We start from the raw sequence: 17,632 nt of genomic DNA on the forward strand, positions 1-17,632 counted from the left end.
GAAGACGCTCCCAAGGCGTCTGGGCCTCGGAAGTACAACGTATACAGCTTCATCAAGGATAGCCTAGACCGGTTCCTCAAATAGCCAAATCCGGGATAAACGGATGTTTGAAGCGGGCTCAGGATACGCTCATTCGACCGTTGCGGGCAGCCAGGACGGCACGGCGCAGGTGCCAGTCGCGGAGCGCGGTCCAGGCCGCGGCACGGCGCGCCCTGTCGCGCTCCTCCGCCGCGGGCGGCCGCCCGGCCCTGGCCAGTTCTCCCCCGTCCCGCCAGGGATAGGCCAGCGGCGCGGCCAACGGGAACATCACGGCCTGCCGGGTGTACAGCCGGTCGAACTGGGCCAGGGCCTGGCCGCCGTCCGGCGCCGGCGCGAGCAGGTCGCGGCCGGTCGCGAAGTAACGCTGCCCCGGCACCGCCAGCGTCGCCAGCGTCGGCACCAGGTCGGCGTGGCCGCAGTAGGCCGTCGGGTCCGGCGCCCTCCCCGCGGCGAACGCGGGCGGGACCCGCAGGTAGGCGAACACCCGGTCGACGTCCGGCTGCTGCATCGGCAGGGCGTAGCGGTAGTGCGTGCGCAGGTTGTGGTCGCCGGCCGCGGCGACCACGGTGCGCTCGACCAGGGGCGAGCCGCGCAGGTGCTGCAGGAAGGCGCCGAACTGGTCGGCCTGGTACTGGTAGGTCGCCAGCGTCCTGCGCAGTTCGTCGGCATCGTCCGTGCGGCGCGGACCGAGCGCTGACGGGTCCAAAGGCAGCCCGGCGTGCGGCGTGTCGAGGCGGTAGGGCGGGTGGTTGGTGGTGGTGAGCAGGAACAGGAACAATCGTTCGCCGCGCCGGTCGGCCTGCTCGAGCAGGTCGGTGGCGTAGTCGAACAGATAGGCGTCGTAGACGCCCCACTCGGTGGCCCCGGCCTGCGGGAAGCGCTGGCGGATGTCGCTCGCGTCGTAGACCTGGTCGAAGCCCTGGTGCGAGAACGCCTTGCCGATGTCGCGCCAGTCCGCGCCGCCGCCATACAGCAGCACGGTGCGGTAGCCCGCGCGCTTGAACGGCAGCGCGGCCGAGGTGTCGAAGCCGATCGTGGCGTTGCGCCCGCGCGTCAGCGGGGTGATCGGCGAGCCGAGCAGCAGGTTCTCCAGTTCCGGATGGGTGCCGTTCTGCCCGGCGATGAAGTTCCGCAGCAGGTAGCCGTGCGGCAGCTCGCCGCGCAGCCGCCCGAGCATGTCGTTGCCGGGGCGGTCGGTCTTCAGCAGGTCGGCGCCGAACGACTCCAGCAACGCCAGCACGACGTGCGGCGAGGAGGCCAGCGCCCTGGGCTGGCCGGCCGCGACCGGGAACAACGCGGCCTCGATCGTCTCGGGCCGGCCATCCGGCAGGCCGGCGGCGCGGGCCGCCTCGTCGAGGCTGGCGAATCCCAGCGCATGCACGCCCTGCAGCGGGTCCTTGCCGATCTCCACCTCCTTGGTGCGCACGCGCAGCGCGCGATACAGCGTCAGCGGCGCGTTGAGCACGAGGCTGTTGACGAACGGGTCCGAGGACACGGTGACGTCGCGCCGCACCAGCGGAAACGTGCCGACGCTGCCGCGCGCGGCGGCCAGCAGCGCCACGCATTGCAGCACGATCAGCGCACGCTGCCCCCAGCGCCAGCCCAGCGACGGCCAGACGCGCTCCAGCCGGCCCGCCAAGCGCGGCAATGCCCAGGCCGCCGCCGCGGCCACCGCCGCGACGACGAGCGCGGCGCGCACCACCGGGCAGTCCTGCCACACCGTCTCCAGCACCGCACCGGTGTCGTCCTCGAACAGGCCGAACACGATCGGATCGAACCTGGTCTTGTAGAACGCGAAATAGAAGTGCTCGCAGACCGCGGCCAGCACGAACGCGGCCAGCAGCGCGATCGCCAGCCGGCGCGCGACGCGGACCGACCGCGCCCGGTGCTTGCCGAGCCATAGCGGCGCCACCAGCAGCGCGATCAGCCAGGCCGACATCGCGCCGACCACCAGGTCGTAGCGCATCCCCTGCCAGAGGGCGGGCCACAGTTGCGAGACGTGGCGACCCGCGCCGGCATAGGCCTCCCACAGGCCGAGGCGCGCCAGGCCACCCACGCAGACCATGCATGCGACGAACGCCCACAACAGCGGAAACAGGCGCGACGCCTGCACGTGACGAACAACCTGCGAACCCATCGAGGCCTTCCATTGCCGGAACGGATACGGAGCCGGCGCGCCGCCGAACCCGTCCGGCGAGGGCGGCGATTGTAACAAGAGCGACATATTCGCCGGCCCGGCGCCATGCCGCGCCATGGAGGCCGCGGGGTTGCCGCCGCGGCGGAATCGGCGACAATGCGGCACTCCGTACGCCAGCGTATCCACCATGTCGCCCGCCTCCCCGCCGCCCTCCGCCGACACCGCGTATCCGCACCTGTTCTCGCCCCTGGACCTGGGGTTCACCACGCTGCGCAACCGCGTGCTGATGGGCTCGATGCATACCGGCCTGGAGGATCGCGCGAAGGACTTCCCGCGCTTGGCGGCCTACTTCGCCGAACGCGCGGCGGGCGGCGTCGGCCTGATCGTCACCGGCGGCTTCGCGCCGAACCTGGCCGGCTGGCTCAAGCCCTTCGGCGGCAAGCTGTCCTGGCCGTGGGAAGCCCGGCCGCACCGGCAACTGACCGGCGCGGCGCATGCGCACGGCGCCAAGATCTGCCTGCAGCTGCTGCACTCGGGCCGCTACGGCTACCACCCGCTGCAGGTCGCGCCGTCGAAGCTGAAGGCGCCGATCAATCCGTTCACGCCGCGCGCGCTGTCGGCCGGCGGCGTGGAGCGCCAGATCGATGCCTATGCGCGCGCCGCCCGCTACGCCCGCGAGGCCGGCTACGACGGCGTGGAGGTGATGGGTTCGGAAGGCTACCTGATCAACGAGTTCATCGCCCCGCGCACCAACCGGCGCAACGACGCCTGGGGCGGCACGCCGGAGAAGCGCATGCGCTTCGCGGTGGAGATCGTGCGCCGCATCCGCGAGGCCTGCGGGCCGGACTTCATCATCGTCTACCGGCTGTCGCTGGTCGACCTGGTCGAGGACGGCAGCAACTGGGAGGAGATCGTCCTGCAGGCGCAGGCGATCGAGGCCGCCGGCGCGACGATCATCAACTCCGGCATCGGCTGGCACGAGGCGCGCATTCCTACCATCGCCACCTCGGTGCCGCGCGCGGCCTTCGCCGGCGTGACCGCCAAGCTCAAGCCGCACGTGAAGCTGCCGGTGGTGGCGACCAACCGCATCAACATGCCCGAGGTGGCCGAGCGCATCCTCGCTGGCGGCGGCGCCGACATGGTCTCGCTGGCGCGGCCCTTGCTCGCCGACCCGCAGTGGGCGAACAAGGCCCGCGCCGGCCGGTCGCACGCGATCAACACCTGCATCGCCTGCAACCAGGCCTGCCTGGACCACGTGTTCGAGAACAAGCTGGCCAGCTGCCTGGTCAACCCGCGCGCGGCGCACGAGACCGAACTGGTCTACGCGCCCGTCGCCGCCCCCAAGTCGATCGCCGTCGTCGGCGCGGGGCCGGCCGGGCTGGCCTGCGCGACGGTCGCGGCCGAACGCGGGCACCGGGTGACGCTGTTCGAGGCCGCCGACGAGATCGGCGGCCAGTTCAACGTCGCCAAGCGCATCCCCGGCAAGGAGGAGTTCCACGAGACGCTGCGCTATTTCCGCCATCGCCTGGAGGAGACCGGCGTGGACGTGCGCCTGGGCAAGCAGGCGGCCGCCGCCGACCTCGCCGGCTTCGACGAGGTGGTCGTCGCCACCGGCATCAGCCCGCGCCAGGTCGATTTCCCCGGCGCCGACCATCCCAAGGTGGCGACCTACCTCGACGTCCTGCTCGGCCGGGTCCGCGCCGCCGACAAGGTCGCGATCATCGGCGCCGGCGGCATCGGCTTCGATGTCGGCGAGTTCCTGGTCCACGAAGGCGCCTCGCCCTCGCTCGACGTCGCCCGCTGGCAGGCCGAATGGGGCGTGGACCCGGCCTTCGAGGCGCGCGGCGCCCTCGCCCGCCCGCGGCCGGAACCGCCCGCGCGCCAGGTCTGGCTGCTGCAACGCAGCCCCGGCCGCCCCGGCGCGCGGCTGGGCAAGACCACCGGCTGGATCCATCGCGCCACGCTCAAGGCCAAGGGCGTGAAGATGCTCGGGGGCGTGGAATACCTCGGCGTCGACGACGAGGGCCTGCACATCCGCGTCGACGGCAGCGAGCAGACGCTGGACGTGGGCACCGTGGTGATCTGCGCCGGCCAGGAGCCGCGCCGGGACCTGCACGCGGCGCTGCTGGCGCTCGGCAGGACCGCGCACCTGATCGGCGGTGCCGACGTGGCCGCCGAGCTGGACGCCAAGCGCGCCATCGACCAGGGCAGCCGGCTCGCCGCCGCGCTGTAGCGCCCGGCACGACGCCGCGTACCGCTGATCCGGCCGGCCGACCGGCCTGCCGGAAGCCGTCGCGCGCCTGCCGGAGGACCCGATCCGGCCCTCCGGCCAAGCTGAATGTCAAGCGGACGCATTCAGGCGGGGTTTCGAGACCCGTGTCTACCTTGCGCCCACTTTACGGCCCGCCACCCAGTTCGGCAGGCCCATCCGGCCCCGCTTCCACTTGGCCGGATACGCGGGCGGCCCGCTGGCCGCCTCCCCATAACGCCAAGCCGTGTCGCAAGCCACCGCCCCGCTCCGCCGGGGAGGACAGCAAGCCTCGGCCCATACGGAGCAAGGAGTTCCATGAAACTGGCCTGGATTCTTTGGCTGTCGCAGTTGTTGCCGCAGCCGGCCGCCGATTCGCTGTGCCTGAGCACCACCGTCTACCTGGAGGCGCGCGACCAGACCCTGCGCGGCCAGCAAGCCGTCGCCGAGGTCGCCCTGCGCCGCCTGGACAGCGGCCTGTGGGGCAACTCGATGTGCCAGGTCGTCACCGCGCGCAAGCAATTCGCGCCCACCCTGGTGCCCCCGGGTACCCAGCTGAAGAACAAGGAAGCGTGGACCACCGCGGTCAACGTCGCCTTCGCCGCCGAGCGCAACTGGGCGTTGCCGGCCGGGCAGCGCAAGGAGATCGTGCCGGGCGCCAGCCACTTCGCCGCGAGCGCGATCGCCAGCCCGAGCTGGCGCAATGCCTACCAGGTGGCCACGATCGGCGACCACACGTTCTATCGCGTGCAGAAACTCAAGCCCCGCGCATCGTGACGATCCGTCGCGGCCATGCCGTTGAGCCACGGCAGGCCGCTCTGGGATAGTGGGCGTTTGCCTCATCCCGATCCGACGGAGTTTCCATGAAGCTGTACAGCAAGCCCGGGGCCTGCTCCACCGCCGACCACATCGCCCTGCAGTGGACCGGGCAGCCGTTCGACGTCGAACTGCTCACCAAGGAATCCCTCAAGAGCCCCGCCTTCCTGGCGATCAACCCGGCCGGGGCGGTGCCCGCGCTGGTCGACGGCGACTTCGTGCTGACCCAGAACGCGGCGATCATGGGCTACATCGCCGACCGCCATCCCCAGGCTGGCCTGGCCGGCGACGGCAGCGCGCGCCAGCGCGCCGAGGCGGCCCGCTGGCTCTCCTTCGTCAATTCCGACCTGCATCCGGCCTTCCTGCCGCTGTTCGCCCCGGCCAAGTTCATCGACGACCCGGCGCAGTACGAGGCGCTGAAGATCACGGCGCACCGGCGCCTGCGCGGGCTGTTCGAGCGCGCCGACGCGCAGCTGGCCGGCCGCGAGTGGCTGGCGGGGTTCCGCAGTTTCGCCGATCCCTACTTCTATATGACGCTGCGCTGGGCCGCCGGCCTGAAGCTGGACCTCTCCGGCCTGGACAACCTCGCCGCGTTCAAGCGGCGCATGGAAGCCGACCCGGGCGTGCAGGCGGCGCTGGCCGCGGAAGGACTGGACTGATCCCGCGCGGGGGCGAGGGCCAACGGCCAGGCGCCAAACAGCCCGTACCCCGCCGCAACCGTAGTCCCCGCGAACGCGGGGACCCAGCGCCCTGAAGCCTTCCGGCGAAACCAGGCTTTCTGCTCGTCATTCCCGCGAAAGCGGGAATCCAAGGACGTGCGCCCTCATGGGATACTGCCGACGGTAGGCAAGTCCACGGATTCCCGCTTGCGCGGGAATGCCGGGGCAAAGGCGCCGGGTCCCCGCCTTCGCGGAACGACGGTGAGGGATTGCGGAGCGGGAGCGGAGCCATGCCCCGCTCCCGCCGAAGCCGCCGAGCCGCCGGCAAGACACCCCGTTACATCGCCCTCTGCGCCAGCGCGCGGCGCACTTCCTCCAAGGCGCCGGGATCGTCCAGCGTGGACAGGTCGCCGGGATCGCGATCCTCGGCCAGGGCCTGCAACGAACGCCGCAGCAGCTTGCCCGAGCGGGTCTTCGGCAATGCGTTGACGATATAGACATGCGCCGGCCGCGCCACCGCGCCCAGCTGGCGCACCACGCACTGCTGCAGCTCCGCGGCGGTGCCGGCCGGGTCCTGCGGCGCCTGCTTCATCGTGGCGAACACCACCGGCACCTGCCCCTTCAGTTCGTCCTTCACGCCGATCACCGCCGCCTCGGCGACGCCGGGATGCCCGGAGATCGCCTCCTCGATCTCGCGCGTGCCCAGGCGGTGGCCGGCCACGTTGATCACGTCGTCGGTGCGTCCCAGGATGAAGGTGTAGCCATCTTCGTCGCGGATCGCCCAGTCCAGCGAGCTGTACAGCAGTTCCTTGAAGTGTCCGAAGTAGCTGTCGAGGAAGCGCCGGTCGTCGTTCCATACCGTGCTCAGGCATCCCGGCGGCAGCGGCGGCACCACGACCAGCACGCCCTTCTGGCCCGGCGCGACCTCCGCGCCGGTCTGCTCGTCGATCACCTTCATGCGATAGCCGAGATTCGGGAATCCGGGCGAACCGAACTTCACCGGCTTCATCTCAACGCCGGGCAACAGGGTCAACGCCGGCCAGCCGGTCTCGGTCTGCCAGTAGTTGTCGATCACCGGCTTGCCGAGCGCGGCATTGATCCAGGTGGCGGTGGGCTCGTCCAGCGGCTCCCCCGCCAGGAACAGGTACTTCAGCCGCGACAGGTCGTGGCGCCGGATGAAATCCACGTCGAACTTCTTCAGCACGCGGATCGCGGTCGGCGAGGAGAACATCGTGCGCACGCCGTAGCGCTCGCACAGCGCCCACCAGATGCCCGGATCGGGCTGGGTCGGCAAGCCTTCGTACAGCAGCGAGGTGCAACCGCCGATCAGCGGACCGTAGACGTTGTAGGAATGGCCGACCGCCCAGCCGACATCCGAGGTGGAGAACATCGCCTGGCCCGGCGCGCAATCGAACACCGTGCGCATCGACAGCGCCATCGCCACCGCGTAACCGCCGACGTCGCGCTGCACGCCCTTGGGCTTGCCGGTGGTGCCCGAGGTATACAGCAGGTAGCTCGGCTCGTTGGATTCCAGCCATTCCACCGGCACCTGCGCATCGCCGGCCTCGGCGCGCAGCGCGGCGTAGTCGACGTCGCGGCCGGCCACCCTGGGTTCGGCGGCATCCAGCCCGCGCGAGACGACCAGCACCTTCGGCGGCGGATGGGCCGCCTCCGCGCAGGCCGCATCCACCAGCGGCTTGTACGGGATCACCTTGCCGCCGCGGCTGCCGGCGTCGGCGGCGATCAGCAACTTGGGCCTGGCGTCGTCGATGCGCAGCGCCAGGTTGTGCGCGGCGAAGCCGCCGAACACCACCGAATGGATCGCGCCGATCCTCGCGCAGGCCAGCATCGCGAACACCGCCTCGGCCATGTTCGGCATGTAGATCACGACCCGGTCGCCGCGGCCGACCTCCAGCTTCTTCAGCACCGCGGCGAAGGCGTTCACCTCGCGGTGCAGGTCGCGGTAGCTGAACTCGCGGGTCGTGCCGGTCTCGGTGGAGACCACCACCAGCGCGAGCTGGTCGCCGCGCTCGTCGAGGTGGCGGTCCACCGCGTTGTAGCAGAGATTGGTCTGCCCACCGACGAACCACTTGCGGAACGGCGGGTTGGAATAGTCGAGGATCTGCCGTGGCCGCACCTGCCAGTGGATGGCCTGCGCCGCCTCCGCCCAGAACTCCTCCGGCCGCTCGATCGAACGGCGATAGGCCTCTTCGTAGCTCATCCGGTCCCTCCCAGAACCAGAACCTTGGGGCTGCCTCCAGCATAGGCCGGCGCCCACGCGCGATCCCTGCGACCTTGGTCGAACGGCGGACCGGCCCCGGGCCGGCCGCCGGCGCGGGCCTCAGATCATCGACTTGGCGTTGTCGAGCACATAGTCGCAGGCCTTGCGCTTGACCGTGTCGGACACCGACTTCAGGTCCAGCGATTTGCCGTCGCTCCCGGACAGCAGGCCTTGCTCGCCCCGCTGGTAGCCCTCGTCCTGTCCCTGCTGGCCCGACACCTTGCTCAGCAGCTTGTCCTTGATCCCGGACGCCGCGTTCGCGCTCAGGTAGTTGTTCTTGATACAGTACTGCAACGCACCGGCGGCGTTGCCGCCCACGCTCGAATCCATGCCCGGCAACGCCGCGCCGCCGAGCATGCCGGCCAACCCGCCCTGCCCGGCCGTGCTTTCCGGCGCGCCGGCCTGCTGGCCGCCGCCCAGCTTGTCCTTCAGTCCCTTCAGGTCGACCGCGCCCACCGACGCGCTCGCGCACAGCATGCCCAGCGACAACACCACGACCGACGTCTTCATGACCCTGCTCCCGATTTCCGGCCACCCCGGGTGCGTGGCAGCCTAGCGGCCCCGACCTTCAATCCGGATCAAGACGCATCTCCGGCGCCCGACTGGCCTCAAGGCTCGGCCAACAAGCCCCTCTCCCATTGGCAGAGGGGTTGGGGTGAGGGTACGGAAAGCCCCATGCAGCCCAACAGCGCAGAGTTTCGCCCGCACCCTCATCCGCCCCCATGGGGCACCTCGCTTCGCGCCCCGGCCTGGCGCAGCGCGCCAGGCGTTCAGGCATGTGCGAACCCGTGGTTCGCAAGCAACATGCCTTCACCCCGAGGGGAGAAGGCCAGATCCGAAAAGCAGGACGCCGGCACGAGGCCGGCGTCTTGGATCACGCGGTGGGCAGTGGATCAGCCCAGCAGGTGGGCGACGCCGCCGCGCTCTTCTTCCAGCTCGGCCAGGGTCTTGTCGATGTACTTCTGGCTGAAGTCGTCGATCGGCAGGTCCTTGATGATGGTGTACTTGCCGTTCTCGGTGGTCACCGGGAAGCCGAAGATCACGCCTTCCGGGATGCCGTAGGAGCCGTCGGACGGCACGCCCATCGTCACCCACTTGCCGTTGCTGCCCAGCACCCAATCGCGCACGTGGTCGATGGCGGCGTTGGCGGCCGAGGCGGCCGAGGACAGGCCGCGCGCCTCGATGATGGCGGCGCCGCGCTTGCCCACGGTCGGGATGAAGGTGTTGGCGTTCCACGCCTGGTCGTTGATCGCCTCGGCGATGGAAGCGCCGTCGGCGGTGGCGAAGCGATAGTCCGGGTACATGGTCGGGCTGTGGTTGCCCCACACCACCAGCTTCTCGATACCGCCGACCGGCTTGCCGAGCTTGGCCGACAGCTGGCTCAGCGCGCGGTTGTGGTCAAGGCGCAGCATGGCGGTGAAGTTCTCCGGCTTCAGGTCCGGCGCGGACTTCATCGCGATGTAGGCGTTGGTGTTGGCCGGGTTGCCGACCACCAGCACCTTCACGTCGCGCTTGGCGACCTTGTTCAGCGCCGCGCCCTGGGCGGTGAAGATCTTGGCGTTCTCCAGCAGCAGGTCCTTGCGCTCCATGCCCGGGCCGCGCGGACGCGCGCCGACCAGCAGGGCGATGTCGACGTCCTTGAACGCGACCTCGGCGTCGTCGGTGCCGATCATGCCGGCCAGCAGCGGGAACGCGCAGTCCTCCAGCTCCATCATCACGCCCTTCAGCGCGGCCTGGGCCTTCTCGTTCGGCAGCTCCAGCAGCTGCAGGACGACCGGCTGGTCCTTGCCCAGCATTTCGCCGGAGGCGATGCGGAACAGCAGGGCGTAGCCGATCTGGCCGGCAGCGCCGGTCACGGCGACACGAACGGGTGCTTTCATCTGGACTTTCCTCTTCTAAGAAGCGTCGGTGGGGAGGGCGCGGCGGAATCGGCGGGCGCCCGGAAACGGCGACGGCCGCGCTGCGGCGACCGTCGGGATGGGAATCAGGCGGCGAGGATCTTGTTCCACTCGGCGACGCGGTCGGCCTTGGCGGCCAGCACGGCATCGGCGTCGCCCTCGATCGTCACCTTGTTGATGGTGTCGCCCTGGACCACGCTGTCGACGGTCTCCATGCCCTCGAGCACCTTGCCGAACACGGTGTGCTTGCCGTCCAGCCAGTCGGTCTTGATGTGGGTGATGAAGAACTGGCTGCCGTTGGTGTTCGGGCCGGCGTTGGCCATCGACAGCACGCCGCGCTCGTGGCGCACGCCGTTGTTGGTCTCGTCCTCGAAACGGTAGCCCGGGCCGCCGCGGCCGGACCCCTCCGGGCAGCCGCCCTGGATCATGAAGTCGGCAATCACGCGGTGGAAGTTCAGGCCGTCGTAGAAGCCGCGCTTGGCCAGGTTCACGAAGTTGGCCACCGTCAGCGGCGCCTTGTCGGCGAACAGCTCGATCTTGATCGGGCCGCGGGAGGTGTCGAAGTTGGCGATCAGGGACATGGAATCCTCGGGGGTCGGGACGAATGCGTCAGCCCGATAGGATACACCCGCCGCCCGGCCGGCCGCCCCGGGCGGCCCGCCTGAACGGGCCCGGCCGTCCGGGTTCCCCGGTCCGCCATGGGGATATCGCCAAACGGTTATAATTGCCGGCTTACCTTTTCCCATCCTGCCTTGGCGTCGACCGAGCCCCCTTTCGCATGTCCATCGAAAACCTTCGCAACATCGCCATCGTCGCCCACGTCGACCACGGCAAGACCACCCTCGTCGACCAGCTGCTGAAGCAGTCCGGCACCCTCTCCGAGCGCACCGTGCTGGCCGAGCGCGTGATGGACAGCAACGACCAGGAAAAGGAACGCGGCATCACCATCCTGGCCAAGAACACCGCCATCACCTGGCGGGGCAACCGCATCAACATCGTCGACACCCCCGGGCACGCCGACTTCGGCGGCGAGGTCGAGCGCGTGCTGTCGATGGTGGACACCGTGCTGATCCTGGTCGACGCGATGGACGGCCCGATGCCGCAGACCCGCTTCGTGACCCAGAAGGCGTTCGCGATGGGCTTCAAGCCGATCGTGGTCATCAACAAGATCGACCGCCCCGGCGCGCGCCCCGAGTGGGTCGTGGAGCAGGTGTGGGACCTGTTCGACCGCCTCGGCGCCACGCCGGAGCAGATGGACTTCCCGATCGTCTACGCCTCGGCGCTGAACGGCTACGCCTCGCTGGACGAGAACGCCCGCGACGGCGACATGACCCCGCTGTACGAGGCGATCATGCAGCACGCGCCGAAGCCGGACGTCGATCCGGAAGGCCCGTTCCAGATGCGCATCAGCCAGCTCGACTACAACAGCTTCGTCGGCGTGATCGGCATCGGCCGCATCCAGCGCGGCACGCTGAAGAAGAACATGCCGGTGGTGGTGATCGACCGCGAGGGCAAGAAGCGCCAGGGCAAGGTGCTGCAGGTGCTGGGCTTCCTGGGCCTCGAGCGCATCGAGCAGGACAGCGCCGAGGCCGGCGACATCGTCGCCATCTCCGGCATCCCGGAGCTGACCATCTCCGACACCGTCTGCGCGCTCGACTTCCCCGAGGCGCTGCCGCCGCTGACCGTGGACGAGCCGACCATCTCGATGACCTTCCAGGTCAACAACTCGCCGTTCGCCGGCAACAAGGACCTGTCCGGCGGCAAGTTCCTGACCAGCCGCCAGCTCAAGGACCGCCTGGAGCGCGAGACCGTGCACAACGTCGCCCTGCGCGTGGAGCAGCTGGAGGACGCCGACAAGTTCCTGGTGTCCGGCCGCGGCGAGCTGCACCTGTCGGTGCTGATCGAGAACATGCGCCGCGAGGGCTACGAGCTGGCCGTGTCGCGCCCGGAAGTGATCATCAAGGAGATCGACGGCCAGCCGATGGAGCCGATCGAGCAGCTCGTCGTCGACGTGGAGGAGATCCACCAGGGCGGCGTGATGGAGAAGCTCGGCATCCGCAAGGGCCAGCTCAAGAACATGGAGCCGGACGGCAAGGGCCGCGTGCGCCTGGAATACCTGATCCCGGCGCGCGGCCTGATCGGCTTCCAGAACGAGTTCAAGACCCTGACCCAGGGCTCGGGCCTGCTGTTCCACGTGTTCGACCACTACGGGCCGAAGGAACAGGGCGCGATCGCCAAGCGCCCGAACGGCGTGATGATCGCCAACGCGCCGGGCGTCACCCCCGCCTACGCGCTGGGGCCGCTGGAGGAACGCGGCCGCCTGTTCGCGGCCGAGGGCGACAACGTGTACGAGGGCCAGCTGGTCGGCATCCACTCCAAGGACAACGACCTCACCGTCAACGCGATCAAGACCAAGCCGCTGACCAACATGCGCGCCGCCGGCAAGGACGATGCGATCAAGCTGACCCCGGCGATCAAGTTCTCGCTGGAGCAGGCGCTGGACTTCATCGAGGACGACGAGCTGGTCGAGGTCACCCCGAAGGAGATCCGCTTGCGCAAGAAGTTCCTGACCGAGAACGAGCGCAAGCGCGCCAGCCGCGCCGGCTGAGGCATCATCGGCTCGTGGACCCCGCCGACAAGCCCTACGACCCGGATCCGCACGCGCATCCGGGACTTCACCTGATCGCCCTGCTGGAGGCGGCCAAGGGGCTGTTGGCCGTGCTCGGCGCGACCGGCCTGGAGATCCTGGGCCCGTTGCCGCTGCAGCACGGCGTGAGCGAGCTGATCCGGCGCTTCAACCTCGACCCCGAGCATGGCGCGCTGCCGTCGCTGCTGCGGATGATCAGCCCCGACGCGGTGCACCTGGCCGCGGCGGGCATGCTGGCCTACGGCGTGCTGCACCTGGTCGAAGCCTGGGGACTGTGGCGCGCCAAGGCATGGGCCTCGCTGCTGGGCTGCGCCTCGGCGGCGATCTACCTGCCCTTCGACATCTACGCGATCGTGCGCCATCCCGGATGGGCCCCGTGGGGCGTGCTCGCGGTGAACCTGCTGGTGGTCGCCGTCCTCGCACGCGACCTGGTGCGGCGGCGCTCCCGCGGCGGCGCGCGCTGACGGCGACCGACACCGGCCATCCCCGGCCGCGCGCATCGTCGCCGCCCGGACCGCGTTGCCAACCGGCGCGGACCGCCGTTAGCCTTCCGAGGTCACACCGGGAATCCCGCCCATGCGCCTGCTTGCGATGCCCGCATTCGCGGCTGCCCTGCTGCTTGCCGGTTGCCGGGACGCCAACCCGCCCAGCACCGAGACGAACGCGATGACGCCGCACGCCGCGAACGCGGACGCCTTCCTCTACGCCGAGGCCGACATCGCCGACCTGCAGGCGCGCATGGCCCGCGGCGAGCTCGACAGCGCCACGCTGGTCCGCGCCTACCTGGACCGCATCGCCCGCATCGACCGGGCCGGGCCCAGGCTCAACGCGGTCGTCGAACTGAATCCCCGGGCCGCCGACGAGGCCGCGGGCCTGGACGCCGAGCGCCGCGCCGGCACGATCCGCGGCCCGCTGCACGGCATCCCGCTGCTGCTCAAGGACAACATCGACGCCACGCCGATGGCCAACAGCGCCGGCTCGCTCGCGCTGGCCGGCTTCCATCCGCGCCAGGACGCCTTCCTGGTCCAGCGCCTGCGCCAGGCCGGCGCGGTGATCCTGGGCAAGACCAACCTCAGCGAATGGGCGAACTTCCGCTCCACCCGGTCCAGTTCCGGCTGGAGCGCCCGCGGCGGGCAGACCCGCAATCCCTACGCGCTCGACCACACCCCGTGCGGCTCCAGCTCCGGCACCGGCGCGGCGGTATCGGCGAACCTCGCCGTGGCCGGCATCGGCACCGAGACCGACGGCAGCATCGTCTGCCCGGCCGCGGTGAACGGCCTGGTCGGGCTCAAGCCGACCGTCGGTCTGGTCAGCCGCAGCGGCATCATCCCGATCTCCTTCAGCCAGGACACCGCCGGCCCGATGACGCGCAGCGTCGCCGATGCCGCGGTGCTGCTGTCGGCGATGGCCGGCCGCGACCCGGACGATCCCGCCACCGCGGCGCGCCCGGGGCAGGCGGTCTACGACTACGCCTCGCGCCTGAACCCGCAGGGCCTGCGGGGCGCGCGGATCGGCGTGCTGCACAATGCCTTGAACGAGCGTCCCGACGTCGCCGCGGCGATGCGCGACGCCGTGCAGGTGCTGCGCGAGGCGGGCGCCACCGTCGTCCAGACGCGCCTGCCCACCGAGGGTCAGTGGGAAGAGGCCGAGATGCAAGTGCTTCTGACCGAGTTCAAGGCCGGCCTGGAACGCTATCTCGCCACGCACCAGGCACCGGTCCGGACGCTGGCCGAACTGATCGCGTTCAATCGCCGCCATGCCGGGCAGGAAATGCCGCATTTCGGCCAGGAACTGTTCGAGCAGGCGCAGGCGACGGCCGGCCCCGGCGACAGCGCCTACATCGCCGCCCGCACCCTCGCCCGCCGGCTGGCCGGGCCGGAAGGCATCGACGCGGCGCTCGAGGCCGACCGGCTGGATGCGCTGGTCGTGCCGACCACCGGCCCGGCCTGGCCGATCGACCCCGTGCGGGGCGACGACTTCCCGGGCGCCGGCTACGGCGCGGCCGCGGTGGCCGGCTATCCCAGCCTCAGCGTGCCGATGGGCAGCAGCAACGGCCTTCCGCTCGGCCTGCTGTTCGTCGGCACCGCCTGGAGCGAACCGCGCCTGATCGAGCTGGCATACGCCTACGAACAGCTCACCCGCGCACGCACCCCGCCGCGCTTCCTGCCCACGCGCCCGCCGCCGGCTTCGCGCTGACCGGCATCAGCCGGACGCGACCGCCGGCTCGCCGTCCTCCGCGCCCGGCGAACGCACGCTGCCCGCGGTCGATCGCAGGGCCGGCCGCGGCGGTTCCGCCTCCCGCGAGATTTCCGCGCGCAGGCGCGGCAGCGCATACGGATGCTCGCGCATCAGGAAGTCGATCATCCTCTCGCGCACGATGCAGCGCAGGTCGAACGCATCGCCGGAATTGCGCGCGCTCACCAGCAGGCGCACCTGGATCGTCCGTTCGCTGGTCTCGGTCACCTGGGTGACGCAGACCCGCCCGTCCCACAGCGGTTCGTTCCGGCAGATGCGTTCCAGCTCGCTGCGCACCGCCGCGACCGGCGTGCGGTAGTCCAGCCACAGGAACGCGGTACCGAGCAGGTCGGCGCTGCGCCGGGTCCAGTTCTGGAACGGGTTCTCGATGAACCAGGACAACGGCACCACCATGCGCCGCTCGTCCCAGATCCGCACCACCACGTAGGCGCTGCCGATCTCCTCGATGCGCCCCCACTCGCCCTCGACGATCACCACGTCGTCCAGCCGGATCGGTTGGGTCAGCGCGATCTGCAGGCCGGCGATGAGGTTGCCGAACACCGGCTTGGCGGCGATGCCGGCGACCAGGCCGACGATGCCCGCCGACGCCAGCAAGGTGCGGCCGATCTGCTTCACCGGATCGAAACTCAGCAGCACCGCCGACAGGCCCAGCAGGATGATCGCCCCCATCAGGACCCGCGCGATCACCCGGGTCTGGGTCTGGATCCGGCGCGCCTGGAGGTTGTCGGCCACCTCCATCGGATGGCTGCGCAGGATCGCCTGTTCGCCGGCGGCGACGGCGCGCACCAGCAACCAGGTCAGGCAGCCGATCACGCCGATGGACAGCAGATGGCGCACGGTGTCGTAGGCATCGCCGCGCAACGGCGTGGCGGCCAGCGCCATGTTGAGGAACAGCAGCGGGATCGCGAACGCCATCGGCAGGCTCAGCACGCGCACGATGCGCGCGCGCCGGTAGTCGCGGCCCTGCATGCGCTTGAACAGCCACAACAGCAGCGACCAGGCCAGGAAACCCGCCACCGCCGCGGTGCCCAGCGGCAGCAGGTAGGGCCTGGCCTCGTTCCAGTCGATCATCGGCCTTTCCTCCCGGGGATGAAGGATCAGGCAGGCCAGCATGCACCCGCAGGCATGAGCATCGCGTCATGCGGCGCGCGCCGGCACCGCGGACGCGCCGTCGATAACGGGCGGGTTACGCCTCCTTGGCGCCGATCGGCGACGGGGCCTGTTGCTGCTTGCGCACGATGGCCATCGCGATTTCCAGCGACTGCTCGTAGTTCAGGCGCGGATCGACGGTGGAGCGGTAGCAGCGCTCGAGGTCGCGCTCGGTCAGTTCGCGCGCGCCGCCGGTACATTCGGTCACGTCCTCGCCGGTCAGTTCCAGGTGCACGCCGCCCAGCCGCGTGCCGGCCGCCGCATGCAGGTCGAACGACCACTCGACCTCGCGCAGGATGTTGTCGAAGCGGCGCGTCTTGAAGCCGTTGCCGGTGCTCTCGGTATTGCCGTGCATCGCGTCGCACACCCACAGCACGCGGCGGCCGTCGCGCTTGACCGCGTCGAGCAGCGGCGGCAGCTTCTCGGCGATCTGCGCCGCGCCCATGCGGTGGATGAAAGTGAGCCGGCCCGGCTCGTCGTCGGGGTTGAGCACGTCGACCAGCCGCAGCAACTGGTCCGGCTGCACCGACGGGCCGACCTTGATCGCGATCGGATTGCGGATGCCGCGGAAGTATTCCACGTGCGCGCCGTCCAGCGCCGCGGTGCGCATGCCGATCCACGGGTAGTGCGTGGACAGGTTGAACCAGCCCCACTGGCGCGGCACCTGCCGGGTCAGGGCCGCTTCGTACGGCAGCAGCAGCGCCTCGTGCGAGGTGTAGAAGTCGATCCGGTTGAGGTTGTGCACCTCCGAGCCGGACAGCGTTTCCATGAACCGCACGGCGTCGCCGATCAAGGCGACCATCTTCTGGTAGTCCTCGGCCAGCGGCGAGTAGCCGACCCAGCTCAGGTTCCAGTACTCGGGATGGTGCAGGTCGGCGAAACCGCCGTCGATCAGCGCGCGCACGAAATTCATCGTCATCGCCGAGCGCGAATGCGCCGTGATCATCCGGCGCGGGTCGGGGGCGCGCGCTTCCGCGGTGAAGTCGGGGGCGTTGATCACGTCGCCGCGGTAGCTCGGCAAGGTCACGCCGTCGCGGGTCTCGGTATCGGCCGAACGCGGCTTGGCGTACTGCCCGGCGAAGCGCCCCACCCGCACCACCGGCACGCGCAGGCCGTGCACCAGCACCAGGCTCATCTGCAGCAGCACCTTGAGCCGGTTGGAGATCATGTTCGATTCGCAGTCGGCGAAGTTCTCCGCGCAATCCCCGCCCTGCAGCAGGAAGCGCCTGCCCTCCTGGGCCTCGGCGATCTGGCGCTTGAGCGCGAAGATCTCCCACGAGGTCACCAGCGGCGGCAGCTGGCGCAGCTCGGCGAGCGCCGTTTCCAGCTCGGCCGCGTCGGGATAGGTCGGCATCTGCAGCCCCGGGCGCGACCGCCAGCTGTCGGGGTTCCATTCCGAGGCGGGCACTTCGACCAGGCGGGCGGGGGACGAGGGGGACATGGGCGACTCCTTGGGAGTCGCCCATCATCGCAAAGGCGGGTGCGGCGGCAAAGCGGCACCG

General features: G+C 70.2%; 13 protein-coding genes. 6 read left to right on the forward strand and 7 right to left on the reverse strand.

Translation table 11 applies throughout. The features are described 5' to 3' along the window. Nucleotides 1-118: 118 nt before the first annotated feature. Complete coding sequence (locus M3M27_RS15730) at nt 119-2,176, reverse strand: LTA synthase family protein (RefSeq protein WP_434026235.1); 2,058 nt, start codon at nt 2,174-2,176, stop codon at nt 119-121. Between the two features lie 187 nt (nt 2,177-2,363). On the opposite strand from M3M27_RS15730, the gene M3M27_RS15735 reads away from it, so the two are divergent. From M3M27_RS15735 to M3M27_RS15745, 3 genes are all read left to right on the forward strand, one after another. After that, nucleotides 2,364-4,409, forward strand: a complete 2,046-nt coding sequence (locus tag M3M27_RS15735) for an FAD-dependent oxidoreductase (protein ID WP_434026236.1) — start codon at nt 2,364-2,366, stop codon at nt 4,407-4,409. 333 nt (nt 4,410-4,742) lie between these two features. Beyond that, nucleotides 4,743-5,201 carry a cell wall hydrolase gene (locus M3M27_RS15740; RefSeq protein ID WP_140723506.1) on the forward strand — a complete coding sequence of 153 codons (459 nt, stop codon included), beginning with the start codon at nt 4,743-4,745 and terminating at the stop codon, nt 5,199-5,201. Nucleotides 5,202-5,287: 86 nt separating this feature from the next. Further along, nucleotides 5,288-5,899, forward strand: coding sequence for a glutathione S-transferase N-terminal domain-containing protein (locus tag M3M27_RS15745; RefSeq protein WP_140723509.1), 612 nt, complete (start codon nt 5,288-5,290; stop codon nt 5,897-5,899). Between the two features lie 337 nt (nt 5,900-6,236). Here the strand turns inward: M3M27_RS15745 and prpE are convergent, their stop codons facing one another. The 4 genes from prpE to M3M27_RS15765 all read right to left on the reverse strand — a co-directional run bounded on the left by prpE (nt 6,237) and on the right by M3M27_RS15765 (nt 10,659). Further along, nucleotides 6,237-8,120, reverse strand: a complete 1,884-nt coding sequence (gene prpE / locus M3M27_RS15750) for a propionate--CoA ligase (protein ID WP_434026237.1) — start codon at nt 8,118-8,120, stop codon at nt 6,237-6,239. A gap of 120 nt (nt 8,121-8,240) precedes the next feature. Beyond that, nucleotides 8,241-8,690, reverse strand: coding sequence for a DUF2501 domain-containing protein (locus M3M27_RS15755; protein ID WP_434026238.1), 450 nt, complete (start codon nt 8,688-8,690; stop codon nt 8,241-8,243). Nucleotides 8,691-9,073: 383 nt separating this feature from the next. Continuing rightward, complete coding sequence (locus M3M27_RS15760) at nt 9,074-10,060, reverse strand: malate dehydrogenase (RefSeq protein ID WP_140723518.1); 987 nt, start codon at nt 10,058-10,060, stop codon at nt 9,074-9,076. Nucleotides 10,061-10,164: 104 nt separating this feature from the next. Next, the gene (locus tag M3M27_RS15765; RefSeq protein ID WP_140723521.1) at nt 10,165-10,659 is read right to left on the reverse strand and encodes a peptidylprolyl isomerase; all 495 of its coding nucleotides are present in this window, start codon (nt 10,657-10,659) and stop codon (nt 10,165-10,167) included. A 197-nt stretch (nt 10,660-10,856) separates the two neighbouring features. Here M3M27_RS15765 and typA point away from each other — a divergent pair, with 197 nt between their 5' ends. From typA to M3M27_RS15780, 3 genes are all read left to right on the forward strand, one after another. After that, nucleotides 10,857-12,686 (forward strand): translational GTPase TypA, encoded by a 1,830-nt coding sequence (gene typA / locus M3M27_RS15770; RefSeq protein WP_140723524.1) that lies wholly within the window; start codon nt 10,857-10,859, stop codon nt 12,684-12,686. A gap of 14 nt (nt 12,687-12,700) precedes the next feature. After that, nucleotides 12,701-13,189, forward strand: a complete 489-nt coding sequence (locus M3M27_RS15775) for a DUF2127 domain-containing protein (RefSeq protein WP_434026239.1) — start codon at nt 12,701-12,703, stop codon at nt 13,187-13,189. A gap of 112 nt (nt 13,190-13,301) precedes the next feature. Further along, a complete protein-coding gene (locus M3M27_RS15780) occupies nt 13,302-14,921 on the forward strand; it encodes an amidase (RefSeq protein WP_434026240.1) in 1,620 nt (539 codons plus the stop codon). A gap of 6 nt (nt 14,922-14,927) precedes the next feature. Here the strand turns inward: M3M27_RS15780 and M3M27_RS15785 are convergent, their stop codons facing one another. After that, nucleotides 14,928-16,052, reverse strand: a complete 1,125-nt coding sequence (locus M3M27_RS15785) for a mechanosensitive ion channel family protein (protein ID WP_434026241.1) — start codon at nt 16,050-16,052, stop codon at nt 14,928-14,930. Between the two features lie 115 nt (nt 16,053-16,167). Further along, nucleotides 16,168-17,571 (reverse strand): class II 3-deoxy-7-phosphoheptulonate synthase, encoded by a 1,404-nt coding sequence (locus M3M27_RS15790; protein WP_434026242.1) that lies wholly within the window; start codon nt 17,569-17,571, stop codon nt 16,168-16,170. Between the last annotated feature and the right edge of the window lie 61 nt (nt 17,572-17,632).

This window comes from Xanthomonas boreopolis (assembly GCF_046529185.1).
GTDB classification, from domain to species: domain Bacteria; phylum Pseudomonadota; class Gammaproteobacteria; order Xanthomonadales; family Xanthomonadaceae; genus Pseudomonas_S; species Pseudomonas_S boreopolis.